The sequence below is a fragment of the Roseibium sp. Sym1 genome (genome assembly GCF_027359675.1).
Lineage (GTDB): Bacteria > Pseudomonadota > Alphaproteobacteria > Rhizobiales > Stappiaceae > Roseibium.
Genome location: NZ_CP114786.1, coordinates 6,676,234 through 6,694,563 on the forward strand (window position 1 = coordinate 6,676,234; position 18,330 = coordinate 6,694,563).

The 18,330-nt window shown below is 62.1% G+C and carries 17 protein-coding genes; 11 read left to right on the forward strand and 6 right to left on the reverse strand.

Going from position 1 to position 18,330, the window contains the following annotated elements; genetic code table 11:
- Nucleotides 1-58: 58 nt before the first annotated feature.
- From O6760_RS30570 to O6760_RS30610, 9 genes are all read left to right on the forward strand, one after another.
- Nucleotides 59-448 (forward strand): hypothetical protein, encoded by a 390-nt coding sequence (locus O6760_RS30570; protein WP_269583428.1) that lies wholly within the window; start codon nucleotides 59-61, stop codon nucleotides 446-448.
- Nucleotides 449-487: 39 nt separating this feature from the next.
- Entirely contained in the window at nucleotides 488-994 is a 507-nt protein-coding gene (locus O6760_RS30575) for a copper chaperone PCu(A)C (RefSeq protein ID WP_269583429.1), read from the forward strand.
- Nucleotides 995-1,019: 25 nt separating this feature from the next.
- Complete coding sequence (locus O6760_RS30580; RefSeq protein ID WP_269583430.1) at nucleotides 1,020-1,646, forward strand: SCO family protein; 627 nt, start codon at nucleotides 1,020-1,022, stop codon at nucleotides 1,644-1,646.
- A 30-nt stretch (nucleotides 1,647-1,676) separates the two neighbouring features.
- On the forward strand, nucleotides 1,677-1,811 hold the full coding sequence (locus O6760_RS30585) for a hypothetical protein (protein ID WP_269583431.1): 135 nt from the start codon (nucleotides 1,677-1,679) through the stop codon (nucleotides 1,809-1,811).
- 12 nt (nucleotides 1,812-1,823) lie between these two features.
- The gene (locus O6760_RS30590; RefSeq protein WP_269583432.1) at nucleotides 1,824-2,564 is read left to right on the forward strand and encodes a TlyA family RNA methyltransferase; all 741 of its coding nucleotides are present in this window, start codon (nucleotides 1,824-1,826) and stop codon (nucleotides 2,562-2,564) included.
- 80 nt (nucleotides 2,565-2,644) lie between these two features.
- Nucleotides 2,645-3,877, forward strand: a complete 1,233-nt coding sequence (locus tag O6760_RS30595; protein WP_269583433.1) for a class I SAM-dependent RNA methyltransferase — start codon at nucleotides 2,645-2,647, stop codon at nucleotides 3,875-3,877.
- A 3-nt stretch (nucleotides 3,878-3,880) separates the two neighbouring features.
- On the forward strand, nucleotides 3,881-4,990 hold the full coding sequence (locus O6760_RS30600; protein WP_269583434.1) for a class I SAM-dependent methyltransferase: 1,110 nt from the start codon (nucleotides 3,881-3,883) through the stop codon (nucleotides 4,988-4,990).
- A 72-nt stretch (nucleotides 4,991-5,062) separates the two neighbouring features.
- A complete protein-coding gene (gene ribB / locus O6760_RS30605; RefSeq protein WP_269583435.1) occupies nucleotides 5,063-6,382 on the forward strand; it encodes a 3,4-dihydroxy-2-butanone-4-phosphate synthase in 1,320 nt (439 codons plus the stop codon).
- Nucleotides 6,383-6,407: 25 nt separating this feature from the next.
- Nucleotides 6,408-6,962, forward strand: a complete 555-nt coding sequence (locus tag O6760_RS30610) for a hypothetical protein (RefSeq protein ID WP_269583436.1) — start codon at nucleotides 6,408-6,410, stop codon at nucleotides 6,960-6,962.
- A 567-nt stretch (nucleotides 6,963-7,529) separates the two neighbouring features.
- Here O6760_RS30610 and yghX read toward each other — a convergent pair.
- The gene (yghX, locus tag O6760_RS30615) at nucleotides 7,530-8,417 is read right to left on the reverse strand and encodes a YghX family hydrolase (protein WP_269586386.1); all 888 of its coding nucleotides are present in this window, start codon (nucleotides 8,415-8,417) and stop codon (nucleotides 7,530-7,532) included.
- 150 nt (nucleotides 8,418-8,567) lie between these two features.
- Complete coding sequence (gene aroC / locus O6760_RS30620; RefSeq protein WP_269583437.1) at nucleotides 8,568-9,653, reverse strand: chorismate synthase; 1,086 nt, start codon at nucleotides 9,651-9,653, stop codon at nucleotides 8,568-8,570.
- 307 nt (nucleotides 9,654-9,960) lie between these two features.
- Here aroC and O6760_RS30625 point away from each other — a divergent pair, with 307 nt between their 5' ends.
- Nucleotides 9,961-12,234, forward strand: a complete 2,274-nt coding sequence (locus O6760_RS30625) for a putative bifunctional diguanylate cyclase/phosphodiesterase (protein ID WP_269583438.1) — start codon at nucleotides 9,961-9,963, stop codon at nucleotides 12,232-12,234.
- Here the strand turns inward: O6760_RS30625 and O6760_RS30630 are convergent.
- From O6760_RS30630 to fabI, 4 genes are all read right to left on the reverse strand, one after another.
- Nucleotides 12,225-13,409: a DUF3095 family protein gene (locus O6760_RS30630; RefSeq protein ID WP_269583439.1), complete on the reverse strand. Its 1,185-nt coding sequence runs from the start codon at nucleotides 13,407-13,409 to the stop codon at nucleotides 12,225-12,227. The genes O6760_RS30625 and O6760_RS30630 overlap by 10 nt on opposite strands.
- Before the next feature lie 100 nt (nucleotides 13,410-13,509).
- Nucleotides 13,510-14,055, reverse strand: coding sequence for a hypothetical protein (locus tag O6760_RS30635; RefSeq protein WP_269583440.1), 546 nt, complete (start codon nucleotides 14,053-14,055; stop codon nucleotides 13,510-13,512).
- A 178-nt stretch (nucleotides 14,056-14,233) separates the two neighbouring features.
- Complete coding sequence (locus O6760_RS30640; protein ID WP_269583441.1) at nucleotides 14,234-14,878, reverse strand: histidine phosphatase family protein; 645 nt, start codon at nucleotides 14,876-14,878, stop codon at nucleotides 14,234-14,236.
- Between the two features lie 92 nt (nucleotides 14,879-14,970).
- A complete protein-coding gene (gene fabI, locus O6760_RS30645; protein ID WP_269583442.1) occupies nucleotides 14,971-15,789 on the reverse strand; it encodes an enoyl-ACP reductase FabI in 819 nt (272 codons plus the stop codon).
- A 170-nt stretch (nucleotides 15,790-15,959) separates the two neighbouring features.
- On the opposite strand from fabI, the gene O6760_RS30650 reads away from it, so the two are divergent.
- Nucleotides 15,960-17,372 carry an FAD-binding oxidoreductase gene (locus tag O6760_RS30650; protein ID WP_269583443.1) on the forward strand — a complete coding sequence of 471 codons (1,413 nt, stop codon included), beginning with the start codon at nucleotides 15,960-15,962 and terminating at the stop codon, nucleotides 17,370-17,372.
- Nucleotides 17,373-18,330: the final 958 nt, after the last annotated feature.

Here is an 18,330-nt window from a genome sequence, read left to right on the forward strand (position 1 = left end):
CCTGCACTGCGCCGTTTCGCCGCTCGACTTCCCGCCCGATCCGGACTATAGCCGCTGCATGACGCCGCGCATCACACACATGCAGTTGCTCAGGCAGGAACGCAGCCCCCTGGTGGCGCTGGCAGGCCTTGCCTTCGTGATGCGCCTGTGCCTGCTGGTGCTTGCCAGCGCGCTGTCGCCCCAGACCGCTGCGTCCGCCGGCCTCACCAGCCTGTGCCAGCCCTCGGCGCTGGAACAAGGCGTTCCGGCGTCCCACGATCCGCTCGCCTGCCAGTGCGGCCCGATCTGCGCCCATGGCTGTGCGCTTGGCCCCTGCCTTGCCGCAGACCCATCCGCGGAAGGCCGAACTCCGGCGTCGCAGTCCGTTGCCGCCGCGGTTCCGCAGGGTTCCCCTGTTCAAAGAGGGCTCGACCGCACCAGAGCCATTCGTGCGCCACCGCTTTCCTGATCTGAGACATCACCCCTTCAGAAATCAGGACAAAATCAAATGAACATCATCAAATCCGTTGCCCTCGCAACGGCGCTCACGCTCGTTTCCCTCTCCGCGCTTGCCAAGGACTACAAGGCCGGCGACCTGACCCTCATGCAGGCCTGGACCCGAGCCACACCGCCCAAGGCCAAGGCCGGCGGCGGCTTCGTCCAGATCGTCAACGGCGGGGCGGAGGACGATCGCCTCGTTGCAGCCAGTTCCGATGTCGCGGCCAAGGTCGAACTCCATGAAATGTCCGTCACCGACGGCGTCATGAAGATGCGCGAAATGGAAGACGGCATTGCCATTCCGGCCGGAGAGACCGTTGCGCTGAAACCCGGAGGTCTCCACATCATGTTCATGGGGCTGAAACAGTCTTTCGAGGAGGGGTCTACCGTGCCGGTGATCCTGACCTTCGAAAAGGCCGGTGAGGTTGCCGTGGACCTGCCTGTCGCCAGGATGGGCGCCAAGAGCCCTGCCGGCGGCGACATGGATCACGGCAAGATGAACCACAGCAGCAACTGATCGGACAAAGAAGAGGACGACCACCATGTCTGGTTTGAAACTCTTCCGGTACGTGGCCTGGGCGGCGGTTGCCGCCCTCGCCGTCGTGTCCGGATGGCTGGTCTACCAGCAGACCGCGGGCAACGGGAATTCCGGTGCCCTGATCGAACCGTTGGCCTCGATCGGCGGCCCGTTCGAGCTCGTCAGCGGCACGGGGGAAACGGTGACCGACAAGACGTTCGCCGGCAAACCGCTGGTGATCTTCTTCGGTTTCACCTTCTGCCCGGATGTCTGTCCGACGACCCTGTCGGAACTGCAAGGCTGGATGGAGCAGCTTGGGCCGGATGCCGGGAAACTGAACTATGCGTTCGTGACCGTCGATCCCGAGCGGGACACGCCCGACGTCATGCGAGACTATGTCTGGGCCTTCGACAAGCGCATCGTGCCGCTGACGGGCTCGCGCGAGCAGATCGACGCCATGCTGAAGGCCTACCGTGTCTACGCCAAGAAGGTCCCCCTTGACGATGGCGACTATACGATGGACCATTCCGCAGCGGTTTTCCTGATGAATGCGGACAACAAGTTCGTCGGCACGATCGCCTTCAACGAGGACACGGAAAACGCCATGCGGAAGCTGCGCCGGCTGGTCGACAGCGCGCCGGCGTCTTCCTGACGGTCCGATCCAGGGAGCACCCCGGCCAAGATGGGCAAGACGCTTTACATAGGCCTGACGGCCGGCGCGACGGGTCTCCTCGCGCTGGCGCTGTTGCTGTGGCTTTACGCCGGCGAACAGGTCTATGTCGACCGGCTGATTTCCGCCATCGCCGGCTGTTTCTGACGACCGCAAGACATGTCCAGACAGCGCCTAGACCAGCACCTTGTCGATGCCGGGTTTTTCCCCAGCCGGGCCCGGGCCCGGGACGCGGTGCTGCGCGGAACGGTGACCGTCGACGGAACCGTCGTTACCAAGCCGGCCCAAAAGACTGCCGCGAGCGCCGTCATTGCCGTCGAGGACCCGGCAGCGGCATATGTGTCCCGGGCCGCGCTCAAGCTCATTGAAGGTCTCGAGCGTTTCGGGGTCGATCCGGCGGGCCGGATCTGCCTGGACATCGGCGCCTCCACCGGCGGCTTCACCCAGGTGCTGCTGGAACGCGGAGCTGCCCGTGTCCACGCCATCGATGTCGGCCACGAGCAGTTGCACGACAGCCTGCGCGGTGATCCACGCGTGATGGTGCGCGAAGGCCTCAATGCCCGAGACCTGATGCTCGAAGACCTTGACGGCGACCATCCGCAGGTGCTGGTTTCCGATGTCAGTTTCATCTCCCTGAAACTGGCCCTGCCGCCGGCGCTGGAACTCGCCGCGCCGGGCGCGGAAGGCCTTTTTCTGGTCAAACCCCAGTTCGAAGCCGGCAGGGCGCGTATCGGGAAAGGTGGCCTGGTGGACCCGGCGGTCGCTCAGGATGTCGCGGCGGAGCTGCAGGACTGGCTCGGCTCGGTACCGGGCTGGCAGGCCGGTGAACTGATCCCCTCTCCCGTGAAGGGGGGTGACGGCAATGCCGAATGGCTGCTTCATGGGCAAAAGGCGGGCTGACAAGCCCGTCTCCTGAAGTTCTTGCGGTTCCCTTCCCCGATTTGCTTGCCCAGCGGCGCGGTTGGCGCTATCGCTCCCCCATGAGTGAGAGAGAGCTTGAAGTTACCGAACTCGGACATCGCGGTGACGGTATCGCCCCGACCGAGACCGGCCCTGTGTTTGTCGCAGGCGCCCTGCCCGGCGAAACCGTTCATGCCGACGTGGTGGATGGACGTGCGAGGAAGCCGGTCATCAAGACCCGGTCCCCGGACCGGATCGAGCCGATCTGCCGGCATTTCAAAACCTGCGGCGGTTGCTCGGTCCAGCATCTGGCCGAACGTCCCTATCTGGACTGGAAGCGCGGACTTGTCGTCAAGGCGCTCGCCGATCGGGGCATCGAAACGGAGGTGGCCGGGACGATCGCCGCGACGGCCGGGGGACGCCGCCGGGCCGTTCTGACGGCAACCCGCGCCGGACGTCACACGCTGCTTGGGTACCACGAGAAGGCCAGCCACCGGCTGGTCGACATCTCGGAATGCCCGGTGCTCGACCCGGTCATCGTCGCGGCGCTGCCCGGACTGAAAACCCTGGCCGCGCAGGTCATGCCGAAAAAGGGTGACCTGCGCCTGACCGTGCTCGCCACCACCGCCGGGCTCGATGTGGCCATCGACAAGGCCGACAAGAATTACGACCACAAGATCCCGGCACTCTCCCAGAAAGTCGTCGAACTGGACCTTGCCCGCCTGTCGGTCAATGGCGAGGTGATCCTGGAAGTGCGCCCGCCGCTGCTCGACATGGGCGGTGTCGGCATCGTCGCTGCACCCGGCGGGTTCACCCAGGCGACCATTGCCGCAGAACATGCGCTCTCGGACCTCGTCCTGCGCGGTGTCGGCAAGGCGAAAAACGTTGCGGACCTGTTTTCCGGTGTCGGCACCTTTGCCCTTCGTGTCGCCCGGAATGCCAACGTGCATGCCGTCGAGGGCGACGCGGCCGCGCTTGCCGCCTTCGACAAGGCGCTGCGCAAACCGCAGGGCCTGAAGAAAGTCACCTTCGAGCGGCGCGACCTGTCCCGGCGGCCGCTTGTCCGCGACGAGCTTGAACCGTTCGACACCGTGGTGTTCGACCCGCCGCGCGCCGGCGCCCAGGCCCAGGCGGAACAGCTGGCGATCTCCACGGTCAAGACAATCGTCGCCGTTTCCTGCAATCCGGCGACGCTGGCCCGGGACCTCAGGATCCTGATCGACGGCGGCTACACGCTGCAAAGCGTCACACCGGTGGACCAGTTCCACTATTCGCCCCATATTGAAGCGGTGGCGGTACTGACAAGGGAGTGAGCCATGAGCGCGGTGGAAGAGGACGTCGGACCCTCAAGGGAACGCAGCCTGGCGCCATTTTTCACCCTCGCCCGCAGGACACGCTATGCGCTTCACCAGGGCAGCCGCGTGGCGCTCTATACGCTGCATTCCGAAGCCGTGCGCCGCATGAACCGGGAGCTGCAGAAAGATCTTCCGGAGATCCCGAAAGTCGTGCCGGACGGGCCGGTGCCCAGCCAGCGGCGCATGCTTGCCGATATCGTCAAGCTGTTCGCCGCCGACCTGACCGCCGTCGAGGACGGGCTTTACCCGATGCCCTCGGACGGGACCATGACGCCGGGCGAGTTGCTCGCCACCAGCCGGGCCTTCTTCAGGGATGCGCCGGAGGTGACACGGCGCCGCGCCACCGGTGCGCACCAGGAAGTCAACGAAGGCACCAGCGGCTTTACCGCCGCCCTGCCGCGCTACTATCGCCAGAATTTCCATTTCCAGACCGACGGCTGGCTGTCGGAAGGCAGCGCCAGGCTCTACGACTTCCAGGTGGATGTGCTGTTTTCCGGAGCGACCGCCGCCATGCGCCGGCGGGCGCTGGTGCCGTTCGCGAAGATCCTGCGCCGGAAGGACCAGCGCAAGGTTGCCTATGCGGACCTTGCCTGCGGAACGGGCGGTTTGCTGCGCCCGGCGCTCGCCGCCTTCCCGCGCCTGACCGGAACCGGCATCGATCTCTCCGAGCCCTATCTCAACGTCGCCCGCGACCGGCTGAAGTCCCGCCGCGCCCGTTTTGTCACGGCCATGGCCGAACAGCTTCCCTTTGCCGACAATTCGCTCGACGTGGTCTCCTGCGTCTTCCTGTTTCACGAGCTGCCGCCCAAGATACGGCGCCAGGTGTTCGGTGAAGTCGCCCGGGTGCTCAAACCCGGCGGCTCCTTCCTGTTTGTCGACAGCCTGCAGACCGGAGACGTGCCGGATTATGACGGTCTCTTGTCGGTCTTCCCGCAGCTGTTCCACGAGCCGTATTATACGAGCTATCTCACGGAAGACTTCAGCCGAATGGCCGCCAGCAACGGTCTTGAAGAGCGCTGGTGGACCTCCGCCTTCGTCTCGCGCGTCGCGGAATATGTCAAAAGCGACTAATCTTTCAGTATCACTGAATTTTTGCTCCTCCTTCTCTTGAGGCTGAAGGAGATTGGGCGTATATGCTCGGCCATGAGACTGGATCAATGGCTTTTGCAGACCGGGGAAAACCGCAGCGCCTTCGCGCGCCGCGCAAACCTGTCGCCTGCCTCTGTCACCGCCCTTTGCAATGACCCCAATGTCTGGGTCTCGCGGGACATGGCCCGCAAGATCGCCATTGCCACCAATGGCGAAGTCACCCCCAACGATTTTCTCGGACTAGCCACAACCAAGGAGCATCCCGTGTCCCAGGCCCGTGTCGCAGAAGCAATCCGCGCATTCGAACGCGGTGAAATGGTTGTCGTGACCGACGATGACGACCGCGAGAACGAAGGCGACCTGATCGTTGCCGCTTCCAAGGTCGTGCCCGAACAGATGGCCTTCATGGTCCGCCACACATCCGGCATCATCTGTGCGCCGATGACGGTCGCGCATGCACGGCGGCTCCGGCTCGATCCGATGGTCGCCGAGAACGACGCGCCGCTCGCAACCGCCTTCACCATCTCCGTCGACTACCGGCAGGGCCTGACCACGGGGATCTCTGCCGAGGAACGCTGCTCGACCGTGCGCGCGCTCGCCAACCCGAATGTCGGCGCCGACGACTTCGTCCGCCCGGGCCACATCTTTCCGCTGGTCGCCAAGGAAGGCGGCGTCATGATCCGCTCCGGCCACACGGAAGCCGCCGTCGACCTCTGCCGCCTTGCCGGCCTGGAACAGGTCGGCGTGATCAGCGAGCTGGTCAACGACGACGGCACTGTCAAGCGCGGCCAGCAGGTTGCCGAATTCGCCGCGGAACACGACCTGAAAATGGTCTCGGTCTCCGACCTGATCGCCTGGCGCCAGCGCACCGAGCGCATGGTCGAGCGGGTCAACGAGCAGCCCGTGGACACGGTGTTCGGCCCGGCCTACGCCATGACCTATTCCACCCCCTATGACCCGATGCACCATGTGGCCATCGTCTATGGAGACATTCTCGACGGCCGCAGCGTGCCTGTCCGCCTGCAGCTGGAATCGGTTCTCGACGATGTCTTCGGCGACGCCCAGCCGCTCGACCAGATCATGAAGCATTTCGCCGATCGCGGCCGGGGCGTGATCGTCTATCTGCGCGAGGGCTCCGTGGGGGTCGCCCGGCAATCCAGGCGTGCGAGATCGGATTTTGAAGCCGCCGATACCGAAGAGCACAGCTCCGCGCAAGCCAGACAGGAACAATGGCGTGAAGTGGGGCTCGGCGCACAGATCCTGAAGGACCTGGGTGTCAGTTCCATTCGCCTGCTGGCATCGCGTGAACGCCATTACGTGGGGCTGGAAGGGTTCGACATAAAGATTGACGAAACCGAGATCCTCGACACCTAGGGGATCCTTCACGAGGTGATCCTTCATGGCAGCCAAGACAGAGGCAGTTTCAAAAGAGGAGACCACACGGCCGGATCCCGTGGCCTTCACCGTCGGCTTCAACCGGGGCCAGAGCGAGGGGCTCGTTTACGGAAGCCTTCTGCTCGGCATCCTGTTTGTGGCGATCGGTCTCGTCGGCGAGCTTCCCCTGCTTGCCGTCGCCGGGCTGGCGCCGCTCGGCATCGCCTACCGGCACTACCCGATGGTCGAAAAGGGCAGGCCCCAGCTCGGCGCCAGCGAGGACGGTCTTTACGTGGAGCGCATCGGGTTCATTGACTGGGCCGCGATCCGGATGACGGATGTCAAGCGGACCTCTGTACGCAACATGGAGCTTGTCCGGCTCGACGTTCTCCTGACACGTTCCCTGGACGACGCCGTTGCAAAGGCGCAGACCTTCCCTGTGTGGAAGACGTTGATGATGCGCAACTGGAAACGCACCCCGCGCGAACACGGGCGGGAGCTGATCGCCATCAACCTGCACACGCTCGCCGCCGACCCGGAGGAAATCCTCAGCCGCATCCGGGCGTTCAAGTTCGTTTGAGGTGCAGCTCCTCTCGACACAAGATGATGTGTCATCGCGGTATGACGCGAAAGCGGCAAGACCGGGCCCCGGAAGGAACACCTTCCCATCGTCGTCATCCCAGGCTTGACCCACTGCTGCCCGGTTTAACTCGGTCCATGTTCAACAGGTCATTGATTCATTGTCGATATTTCCGCTTTTTCCGATCCGGGACACGTAGCGTCTTGCCGCTTGCGCCCCTCTCCCCCCTGGAGGGGGAGATGTCCGGGAACCGGACAGAGGGGGGCGCAGCGGTTCCGCGAATTCGAAAAAGGCCTTGTTTGCCGAGAGGTTGAGCCCCCCCTCTGTCTCCTATCGGAGACATCTCCCCCTCCGGGGGGGGAGACTGGAACAAGCGGCATAGCCTGATTGTGGTCAGAGGTTCCTGCTTAACCGGACAGCAGTGGGCTTGACCATGGGATCCATGCCGTTCCGTATCCAGTTGCAAGGCCTCTGGACTGTGCGAGGTCACGGCATGGATTGCCGGATCAAGTCCGGCAATGACGAACAAGGATGTGTTTGCGGCGCCCCCTTGGGATTTGCGAACGCCTACATCAGATGTTCCTTGAAGAACTCCACCGTGCGCTCTTCGGCAAGCTTGGCGGCCGCCTCGTCGTAACGCGGCGTGGTGTCGTTGTGGAAGCCGTGGTTCACGCCCGGATACATGTGGGCGACGTAGTCCTTGCCATTGGCTTTCAGCGCTTCTTCATAGGCCGGCCAGCCGGCGTTGATGCGCTCGTCCAGCTCGGCATATTGCAGCATGAGCGGCGCCTGGATCTTCGGCACGTCGGCGGCGTCCGCCTGGCGGCCATAGAAGGGCACACCCGCCGCCAGTTCCGGATAGGCGACCGCGATGGCGTTGACGACACCGCCGCCGTAGCAGAAACCGACCGCGCCGACCTTGCCGGTGCTGCCTTCGTGATTGAGCAGAAACTCGAAGCCTGCGAAGAAATCGTTGAGCAGCTTTTCCCGGTCGACCGTGCGCTGCAGTTCGCGGCCCTCGTCATCCGTGCCCGGATAGCCGCCGACAGAGGTCAGACCGTCCGGTGCGAGCGCCATGAACCCTGCCTTGCCGAGGCGGCGGGCGACATCCTCGATATACGGGTTGAGGCCGCGGTTCTCGTGAACCACCAGCACCGAAGCCAGCTTGCCCGTCGCGCCGGTGGGCCTGACCAGGTAAGCGTTGACCTCGCCATGGCCGTTCGGGGACGGATAGGTGATGCGCTCGGTGACGATGTCTGCATCGTCCGGAGCAACCTGCTGGGCAAGCGCGTAGTCGGGCGACAGCTGGTCCAGCAGCATGGCCGCCGTCACACCTGCGACAGTGAACCTGGCGGCGCCGTTCAGGAACTCGCGCTTGGTGATCTTGCCATGTGCGTAATAGTCATAAAGATCGAGCAATTCCTGCGGAAAGTCTTTTGCCGTCATGCGGCGCACCGGTGTCATCTCGTTCATGTCATCACTCCCTGATAGGCACGCAGACGTGCTGCAATCGAAACTAGGATCATGACGAGCAAGGTCCATGGGCAAAGGACCTCGGAAATTGTAACAAGATGTGTCGCCGGCCCCCTTTCCGCCGGCCCGGTGTCAGCCGACCTGGCCGCGATGGCGCAGGAAGTGGTCCGCGAGCACGCAGGCCATCATGGCCTCGCCCACCGGCACCGCGCGAATGCCGACACAGGGGTCGTGCCGCCCCTTGGTCATGACATCGACCTCTTCGCCCTGACGGGTAATCGACTTGCGTTCCGTCAGGATCGAGGACGTCGGCTTGACCGCGAAGCGGGCCACCAGCGGATCGCCGTTGGAAATGCCTCCGAGAACGCCGCCCGCATGGTTGGTCAGGAACACCGGCTGGCCGACATCGTCGATGCGGATCTCATCGGCATTGTCTTCGCCGGTGAGGCTGGCTGCCTCGAACCCGTTGCCGATCTCCACGCCCTTGACCGCGTTGATCGACATCATCGCCGCCGAAATGTCCGTGTCGAGCTTGCCATAGATAGGGGCGCCCCAGCCTGCCGGAACACCTTCGGCGACAACCTCGACAACGGCCCCGACGGAAGAGCCCGCCTTGCGCACGCCGTCGAGATAATCCGCCCAGAAGGCTGCGGCCTCGGCATCGGGCGAGAAAAACGGGTTGTTGTCGACTTCCGCCCAGTCCCAGTTCTCACGGGCGATCTTGTGCGGACCGACCTGAACGAGCGCCGCACGGATGGTCACACCCTGCAGGACCCTGCGTGCCACGGCCCCGGCAGCCACGCGCATGGCGGTTTCACGCGCGGATGAGCGTCCGCCACCGCGATAGTCGCGAATGCCGTATTTGGCATTGTAGGTGAAATCCGCATGGCCCGGGCGGAACCGGTCCTTGATGTCCGAATAGTCCTTCGAGCGCTGGTCGGTGTTCTCCACCATCAGGGAAATGGGCGTGCCGGTGGTCTTTTGCACGCCGTCGTCATCGACCATGACGCCGGACAGGATCTTCACCTGATCGGGCTCGCGCCGTTGCGTGGTGTATTTGGACTGTCCCGGCCGGCGCTTGTCCATGAACCCCTGGATATCGGCTTCGGTCAACGGGATCAGCGGCGGACATCCGTCGACCACGCAACCGATGGCCGGTCCGTGGCTTTCCCCCCAGGTCGTAACCTTGAACAGATGACCAAAACTGTTATGCGACATGAACGGCTTCCACGGCTTGAACGGGGACTGACAGGAGCCGAGCGATACGCCATTGGGCCCGCAAGCTCAAGTCCGGAAGCTACTGCAGGAGGCAGATTCGACACTACAGCGAACGGCCTCCGGCTTGTCTTGGAGCCGCGAAAGAAAAACCCGCGCAAGTTCTTCACCAGCTCGTGAACTTGTTCAATTTTCGGCATATTTTTAAATTTGCCCTTCATTAGGGACAGAATACCACTCCAAATTTGCCAATCCTTAAACCTCTATCATTACTACAAACGTCAGGCGGGGTAATCGAAGAGGCTTGTAAGTGCGTATTCGCGGTTGGCTGACAGGACTGATCGTCTTTCTATTGGTGCCCAGCCTCCTGTTCGCCTCGTTGTGGTTCTACAACAAATTCGAGGACGTCAACGCGATCGACCGCAGCCTCACGGGCCTGCAGTTGATCCAGTCGCTGGGTCCGCTTGTCCAGGAAAAGGCCGTCTCGGGAGAACTGGTACAGGACACCGAAAAGCTTCGCGAAGAGCTTGTCGGTTTCGGCGGAGCCACGCAGGCTGAAAGGCTGACCAGCCGTTTCGACATCTTTCTCAACGAACCGGATGTCAAGACCTCGCTCGGCTATGCCCAGGAACTCAGCACCATGATATCCCGGCTCGCGCAGCTGGACATGTCGGTCTCGTATGAGAGTTCCACGCTCCCGCATCTCGTCAATTCGATGCTGTTTTCGGTCATCATCGAATCCTCGAAAATGGTCGACAACGCGCGCAAGCTCGTCAAAAGACCGACCATCAACGTCTGGGAAAAAATGCTGATCCCGGTCCAGGGCGGCAAATTCAAGGTCTCGGCGGACGGCGCCGCCCTCAGAACGGCCGAACATCTCGACAACCTGACGGGCCAGGGCGCCGCGAGCCTCCAGAGCAAGGCGCAGGCTTTCCGGAAGGCGAATTTCATCTTCCAGTCGCATGGCAGCAAACTGCTTTCCTCGACCATCCTGGCCAAAACCGGCGAGGACGTGAACGCGGCACCGGTGATCGAAGCCCATCCGGCTCTGGTGAACGCCACGTTCGTTCTGTGGCAGGCCAGCCTCGACTACCTGAACGGAGACCTTCAGCTTCAACGCAGGAAAACGCTCCTGGACGTGATGTTTGCCGGTCTCTTCGGCGGTCTGGTCATCGTTGCCGCCTTCGCGATCGCGATTGCCCTGAGCCGTGCACTCGCAACGCGCACGCAGCAGGAGATTGAAGACCTCGGCTTCCATGACCCGCTGACCGGCTTGCCCAACCGCCGTGCGCTCTTGAACACGATACGCGCGCTCCCGGAGCCCTCGCCCGATACAAAAACGGGATTGATGGTCATCGACCTGCGGCATTTCAAGAAGATCAATGACACCTACGGCGACAGCAGCGGCGATTCGCTTCTGCGGACCGTCGCGCAGCAATTGACCTTTCTGGCCGAGCCGGACGACTTTCTCAGCCGCACGGGTGGAACCGAATTCACGCTCTTGCGGACCGGTCTGCGGAAAACCGAACAGTTCCAGCAGTTTGCCGACAAGCTCATTCATGAGCTCGGCAAGGAGCGGATTATCGACGGCCAGAAGACGACCGTTGACTGCAATGCCGGTCTCCTTGTCTCGAAGACCGGCGTGCGGGCAACGGATCAGATCCTCACGGATGTCGCCCTCGCGCTGCGGTCCGCCAAGCAGAAAGGCCCCGGGCATCACGACCTGTTCAATTCGGAGATGCGCGCAACGTTCGAGGCGCATGGTGAAATCGCCAAGGAACTGCTGAGGGCCCTTCAGGACGGGGACATTGTTGCCTGGTACCAGCCTCAGGTGGACATCCATACGGGTGAAGTGGTTGGCGCCGAAGCCCTGGTGCGCTGGATCGACAATGACAAGGTCCACTATCCGGGCAGTTTCCTGCCTGCCGCCGTCGAGGCGGGCTACATGGAACTGATCGAGTCGACCGTGCGCAAGCAGGCGCTGACCTTCGCGGCGGGGCTGAGAGGAAAGAGCCGGCAGCCGATCCATCTTGGCCTCAACGTCTCGGCCAGCCTGCTGACCAGCGCGGCGGCCGTTGATGCTCTTCATCAGCAAGTCAAGGCAATGGGCCTTCAGCCCTCGCAGGTCAGCCTCGAAATCCTGGAAGCGGTCATGATCGACGAGATCACGGCCGCCCCGATCAAGGAAAACATCACCCGCCTGTCGGAGCTCGGATTCTTCATCGAACTCGACGACTTCGGCACCGGCCATTCCAGCATTTCAAGCCTGCGGGACCTGAAGGTGGACCGGGTGAAAATCGACCGCAGTTTCATTTCCGGCGTCGACTCGAACCCGGATCTTCAGAAATTCACCAGCGCCCTCATCAATCTCGCCAAGAGCCTTGACATCAGCGTGCTCGCCGAAGGGGTCGAAACCGAGGGTGAGCGGAACTGGCTCGCGCGCAACGGCTGCGACGTGATCCAGGGTTTCCTGATCTCGAAAGCGGTCCCCCAAGACCAGCTTGCCGCCCAGGTCCTGAACCAGGATTTCGCACTTCCCAGGGTCGCCGCCGGCCGGCCTCGTGCGATCATCGCTCAGGCGTGACCGGAGGCGGCGTTCTCCAGAGACGCCCGCCTTTCCTTGAATTCCGCCGCTGCCATCGACAATCCACCGTCGGCACCATCGACGAAGTGAATGTGACGGCTGTTGCCGATGTCCTCGACGAAACAGGTCATCAGCGCGGTTTCCGACACATGCATGCCAAAGACCAGCTCTCCCGCCGCGTAGGCGGCCTCCAGATGGGTTTTCACCGCCGAGAGTTGTTCCGGTGTCAGATCCAGGACCAATTGCAGGCTGTCGCCTATCTTGCGGTGATCGGTGTTGAGACTGAGTTCCTCGAAATACCGTTTCGGATCGAAGGGACCGATGCGCCAGCCGGTGCTGTTGGCAACCACGAAGACCACGCACTCGATGACCGATTTGGCCCAGCCGCGCAGCCGATTGTGGGCAGCGCCCAGAAGCACCTCGTAGCGCAAGCCGCTCGGCGGAAACCTGAATTGCAGACGGCTCTTGTCCGCCAGCCGAGACCGCTTGTCGTCGGCAAGCGGATTGTAGCCGAGCCTCGAAGCGATGTCGTCCATCACCGCAGGCAGGGTCTTGCGGCCGGCGGGCTTGAGGATCAGGGACACGATGTGGCCTTCGCGCGCCGGAAGGGGTTCCCAGCGGCAGGACAGCCCCTCAAGCGGCGGCAATTCGGGGTCTCCCACGGACACGGCGAAAGCAGCGGCTTCCTTCGGATCCTTCAGGATCCTGTCGGCGATTGCCAATCCGTCCCCAAGGATCATCGCCAGGTGATTGCCTGGACTGAGCTGATACTTGCGCAAGCGCACGTCGCCACCCTGTTCACGCAGGTACGACACTGGGATGGCCGCCGCCCGCAGTTCCAGTTCCATGACCTGGCGCGACAGGTCGACGACGCCGGCAAGAGCATCGCAGGCTGCCTGCACATCCTGGGCAGGCACCACCAGCATGGCACCGTCACCGCCGAAGACAAAAGGCGCCCGGTCGCGGCCGACCCGGTTCAGAACCGCGGCGATCACCGAGGCCCCGACCATGTTGACCTCCTTGTAGCGGCCTTCGGCAACGGCATCGGTGGAGCGGACAATATCGGCGGCAAGAACGACCCAGTCGTCCGGTACGGGACGGTATTCGTCCAGGACGCCGACCATGCTGAAATCGGAAAAGCTGGGCAGTTCGCTGTAAAAATCGTCCGCTGACACGGGTCTCGTCCTAACTGTTTGGCGGTCTACGCCTGAGCAACGGCCGCCGATCAGCATCGTCGCCGGCGATCGCGTCAACTCTTTGTGTAGCAGTGGCGGCTCACCGCGGGAAATGCAGAACCGCGACAACGACATGGTTCATGCTGCCACGGACGATGGCGGTCATGTGCTCAAGGCGTGCCAGCACTTCGGAATCGTCGTCCCGGATCTCGTCCAGGTAGCCCACCCATTGCTCCATGAAATCCTCGTTCGAGGTCTTCGGCAACTTGATTCCGCCTGCCGTGTAGCTCAACAGGCGTTCGGCGAGGGTCTTGTTCACGAGCATGTACTGGCCCCGCCCCTGTCTGTGCGGCACGCCCGTGCCGTTGCCGAAAGCCTGGGACGACGCCATGAATCCCGTGCATCGACGCAGATTTGTCGGCGACGCCAGATACTCTCCAACCATCGGAGCGTTCAGATGGAATTCGATGATATCCGCGGGATATTGCGACCGCACGGAGGCGTTTGGATTTCCGGTCGGCGTCACGCGCTGATGAATGCCGCGTCCGGTGACCTGCTGAAAGACTTCTCCGGGCGGGCGCCGCACACTGCTGTCGACAAACCCGCTCTCGTGCAGGGAATAAAGGACGGAATCGCTACCGGACATATGAATACCGGGGGCTCCGCACAGGCAGATTCCAGGAATGACTGACATTGGACGTCTCCGGGTCGTGGTTTGACGGACCCCACCGCCCACCGGACCGCCCCCGGGCGCCCGGCATGCCTATCAAGGGTAGCAGCTTGCGCCCGCGCCACTGTGACGTGGCGCACACAAAGGAAGATTGTCAGACGACCGTGAACTGCCCGTCGCGCCAGACGAAGACCTTGTCCTGGGGAACGTCGAGCCTGGGCACGGAGACCTTGTCACGCCCTTCCAGAAGGCCGCGAAGCACCCGGAAGACACCGCCGTGAGAGACAACGACCGAAGGCCGGTCGACGGTTTTCAACCAGACGCCGATCCGTTCCGCCAGCATTTCATAACTTTCGCCACCGGGCGGGACGAAGGCCCACTTGTCGGCGCGGCGCTGCAGGATGCGTTCCTGCTCGTCGTCCGCCAGTTCCTCCAGCGTGAACCCTTCCCAGTCTCCGAAGGTGATTTCCTTTAGCTGGTCCTCGAGCCGGTATCCCGCGCGATCAAGCCCCATCGCAGCGCGCAGCAATTCCATCGTCGACCGGGTTCGCCCGAGCGGAGAAGACACGAAGTCGAGCGTTGATGGGTCGATGGCCAGTTGCTCCAGATAGGCCCTCAGGCGTGCACCATTGGCTGACGCCTGCCCCTCCCCGGTCGCATTGAGCGGAATGTCCCGCTGCCCCTGCATGCGGCCTTCGAAGTTCCAGTCGGTTTCGCCGTGCCGGATGAAGATCAGCAGCTCGGGATCGTGAAGCTTTGGCAACAGGGCCGGATCCGCCATGTTCTGCAATCTTGTCATTGAATTCCTGAAAAACACAAAACTCCGGAGCCGAGGCAACCGGAGATCGTTCAGTACGAAAACGGCCGGTCAGGGACCGGCCGCAGAATTCGTCAGTCCTTGACGACCGAAATGTCCGGTGCGTCGACCGCCTTCATGCCGACAATGTTGTAGCCGCAGTCGACATGCTGGATCTCGCCGGTCACGCCGCGGCCAAGGTCGGACAGCAGGAACATGGCGCTGTCGCCAACTTCCTCGATCGTCACGGTCCTGCGCAGCGGCGAATTGTACTCGTTCCACTTCAGGATATAGCGGAAATCGCCAATGCCGGACGCGGCCAGCGTCTTGATCGGGCCGGCGGACACCGCGTTGACGCGGATATTCTTCGGCCCCAGATCCATCGCGAGATACTTCACGCTGGTTTCCAGGGCGGCCTTGGCGACACCCATGACATTGTAGTGCGGCATGACCTTCTCGGCGCCGTAATAGGTCAGCGTGAGAATGGAACCACCGTCGCTCATCAGCTTTTCGGCACGCTGCGTCACGGCAACAAGGGAGTAGCAGGAGATGTCCATCGTCCGGGCGAAATTGTCGGAGCTCGTTTCGACGAAGCGGCCCGTCAACTCGGACTTGTCGGAAAAGGCAACGGCATGGACGAGGAAGTCGATCTTGCCCCATTTGTCTTCCAGCGCCTTGAACACCGCGTCGATGGACGCGCCATCGGTCACGTCGCAATGTCCGGCGACGAAAGCGCCAAGCTGATCGGCCAGAGGTTCGACGCGTTTTTTCAGGGCATCTCCCTGATAGGTGAGCGCCAGTTCGGCTCCTGCGTCGGCCAGTGCTTTGGCAATACCCCAGGCAATCGATTTGTTGTTTGCCACGCCCATGATCAGGCCACGTTTGCCGTTCATCAGTCCGCGCGTTTCCGCCATCGTCATCTCCGAAAAGGATTCCACTACCGCCCGAGCGGGCTGGCTTCCTATGGCACAAGGGGGGTGTTCCTTCAAGTGACACGGCGACGGAATGAACCGTCGACGCGGCCGGATCGAGCCACTATGTTGACGCCCGATTTTCACTGTCAAACCTCACGAGGTCCCCGCTCATGGAGCGCTCTGTCCACGCCGACCGTTTCTCCGAGTTGATCGGCGAAGCCAATGTTCTGACCACCCCTGATGACCAGGCTCCCTACCTGACCGAGTGGCGCGATCTGTACCAGGGCGTCACGCCGATGGTGTTGCGCCCCGGCAGCACGGAAGAGGTCAGCGCGGTCATGACCTATGCCTATGAACACGGCCTGAAGATCGTGCCACAGGGTGGCAACACCGGTCTCGTCGGCGGACAAATTCCGCAGGAAACCGGGGATGAAATCGTGTTGACGCTGTCCCGCCTCAACAAGATCCGGGCCGTGGATCCCGTTGGCTTCACCCTCACGGCGGAAGCCGGCGTGGTGCTGGAGACGCTTCATGTCGAGGCCGAAAAGGTCGACCGCATGTTCCCGCTTTCGCTCGGCGCCCAGGGCTCCTGCCAAATCGGCGGCAACATCTCCACCAATGCGGGCGGCACTGCCGTGCTGGCCTATGGCAACACCCGGGACCTGGTTCTGGGGCTGGAAGTGGTGCTCCCGACAGGCGAGATCTGGAACGGTCTGAGAACCCTTCGCAAGGACAATACCGGTTATGATTTGAAACAATTATTTATCGGCGGAGAGGGCACCCTGGGGATCATTACAGCCGCCTCGCTGAAACTCTTCCCAAAGCCGAAGAAGCTGGAGGCGGCCTTTGTCGGCCTGCCGAATCCGCAGGCGGCGCTGAAGCTTTTCACCATGGCCAAGGCGCAGGCCGGGCCGGTTCTGACCGGCTTCGAAATCATGCCCAGGGTCGGCGTCGAGTTCTGCCTGAAACACCTGGAGGGCGCACGCGATCCGCTGGAAGCTCCGCATCCCTGGTATGTCCTGATGGAACTGTCGAGCGGTTCGGAAGCCTTTCCCGTCCGCGATCTCCTGGAAGGGATCCTCGGAGAAGCTTTCGAGGCCGAGCTGGTGGAAGATGCCGCCTTCGCGCAGAACCTCGGCCAGGTCCAGGATTTCTGGCACATCCGCCACGGCATGTCGGAAGTGCAGAAACCGGAAGGCGGCTCGATCAAGCACGATGTCTCCGTGCCCGTCGCCTCGATCCCGGATTTTCTCGACAAGGCGATGGCCGCGGTCGAGGCGTTCGTTCCCGGTTGCCGGCCCGTGCCGTTCGGCCATATCGGAGACGGCAACATCCATTTCAATGTCAGCCAGCCGGTCGGCGCCGACAAGGAAGCCTATCTCGCCAAGTGGGACGAGATGAATGCCATCGTCCACGGCATCGTCCAGGACTTCGGCGGCAGCATTTCGGCCGAACACGGCATCGGCCGTCTCAAGCGGGACCTGCTCAGGGACGTGAAATCGGACATCGAGCTGGACCTGATGCAACGCATCAAGACCGCGTTCGATCCCAAGGGGCTGCTGAACCCCGGCCGTGTGCTGTAGGCAGCTCGCAAACACTGGTTTCCAGGTTGAATGCCGGCCCATGGTGGCCGGCATTTTCATTCGGCGCCGGCAAAGGCGCGCAAGGCGATGTTTCCCGTTTACTGTCCTCTACTTCGGGCAGACCGGATTTTCCTGCCTTGAAACAGCCGCCCCTGCCGACCGAGGCGGCACCATGGAAATCAAGTGTCCAATGTCACGGGATGCGCCAAAAACCGACTGCCTGGGGATAAGATCAGAGCTTGAAATCCTCCAGGCCAACGGGTCCTCCATTCGTGGCCAGTCGCAGGTCCTTGATCTGTCGGATGTTTACCGGAACGTCGCGCGGCCTGCCCTGCCTTCGGTCGGTCAGGACACGCCGGACGGACCGGCGGATTTATCCCCATTTTCCATGACATGAAACGGGACCCGGTCCCTTTCGCTCGCCCCGGCGACGAAAATCCGGGTCGAGGTTGCATCCGGGCACGCTTTCACACCTGCCACATTTACCAAGACAATCTTGGAACTAAAATTCATTCCCTTGTTTGAATTGACTATTTTTGCATCCGCCTTTTGAAAACTCGCAGAAAAAATCCCTGAAAGTTAAATTTTTCCTAAAATCGTCTTCATGCCAACAGGAAGTGTTGTAACAGCGAAAGGAGAACAACTCTGTCAGGACTTGCGGCATATCCTGACAAGGACGGACACCAAGATTCCCTGAGTAATTTTTACATCTTCAGGGACCGTCATCTAGAAAAATTACAATACGAAACGTCTATGACCTCATAAAAATAAGCTATTTGAAAACATGGTAAGTAAATGGTTAATGATGTTTCATAGGCGTTAACAAGCCAACTGGTCAGAAGACCCAAAAGGGCCACAGACCTGAAAAAGAAACGGGCAGCGAAGGCGGAACATCGCGGCCCATAGACAGTGCACAGGGGGGGAGAGGTTCGGATCGATCCCTCCAATGGAGGCCACA

Excerpts from the sequence above, each read along its gene's own strand:
- O6760_RS30570 (WP_269583428.1), top strand. The coding sequence starts at position 59 with ATGACGCCGCGCATCACACACATGCAGTTGCTCAGGCAGGAACGCAGC.
- O6760_RS30575 (WP_269583429.1), top strand. The coding sequence starts at position 488 with ATGAACATCATCAAATCCGTTGCCCTCGCAACGGCGCTCACGCTCGTT.
- O6760_RS30580 (WP_269583430.1), top strand. The coding sequence starts at position 1,020 with ATGTCTGGTTTGAAACTCTTCCGGTACGTGGCCTGGGCGGCGGTTGCC.
- O6760_RS30585 (WP_269583431.1), top strand. The coding sequence starts at position 1,677 with ATGGGCAAGACGCTTTACATAGGCCTGACGGCCGGCGCGACGGGTCTC.
- O6760_RS30590 (WP_269583432.1), top strand. The coding sequence starts at position 1,824 with ATGTCCAGACAGCGCCTAGACCAGCACCTTGTCGATGCCGGGTTTTTC.
- O6760_RS30595 (WP_269583433.1), top strand. The coding sequence starts at position 2,645 with ATGAGTGAGAGAGAGCTTGAAGTTACCGAACTCGGACATCGCGGTGAC.
- O6760_RS30600 (WP_269583434.1), top strand. The coding sequence starts at position 3,881 with ATGAGCGCGGTGGAAGAGGACGTCGGACCCTCAAGGGAACGCAGCCTG.
- ribB (WP_269583435.1), top strand. The coding sequence starts at position 5,063 with ATGAGACTGGATCAATGGCTTTTGCAGACCGGGGAAAACCGCAGCGCC.
- O6760_RS30610 (WP_269583436.1), top strand. The coding sequence starts at position 6,408 with ATGGCAGCCAAGACAGAGGCAGTTTCAAAAGAGGAGACCACACGGCCG.
- aroC (WP_269583437.1), bottom strand. The coding sequence starts at position 9,653 with ATGTCGCATAACAGTTTTGGTCATCTGTTCAAGGTTACGACCTGGGGG.
- O6760_RS30635 (WP_269583440.1), bottom strand. The coding sequence starts at position 14,055 with ATGTCCGGTAGCGATTCCGTCCTTTATTCCCTGCACGAGAGCGGGTTT.
- O6760_RS30640 (WP_269583441.1), bottom strand. The coding sequence starts at position 14,878 with ATGACAAGATTGCAGAACATGGCGGATCCGGCCCTGTTGCCAAAGCTT.
- fabI (WP_269583442.1), bottom strand. The coding sequence starts at position 15,789 with ATGGCGGAAACGCGCGGACTGATGAACGGCAAACGTGGCCTGATCATG.
- O6760_RS30650 (WP_269583443.1), top strand. The coding sequence starts at position 15,960 with ATGGAGCGCTCTGTCCACGCCGACCGTTTCTCCGAGTTGATCGGCGAA.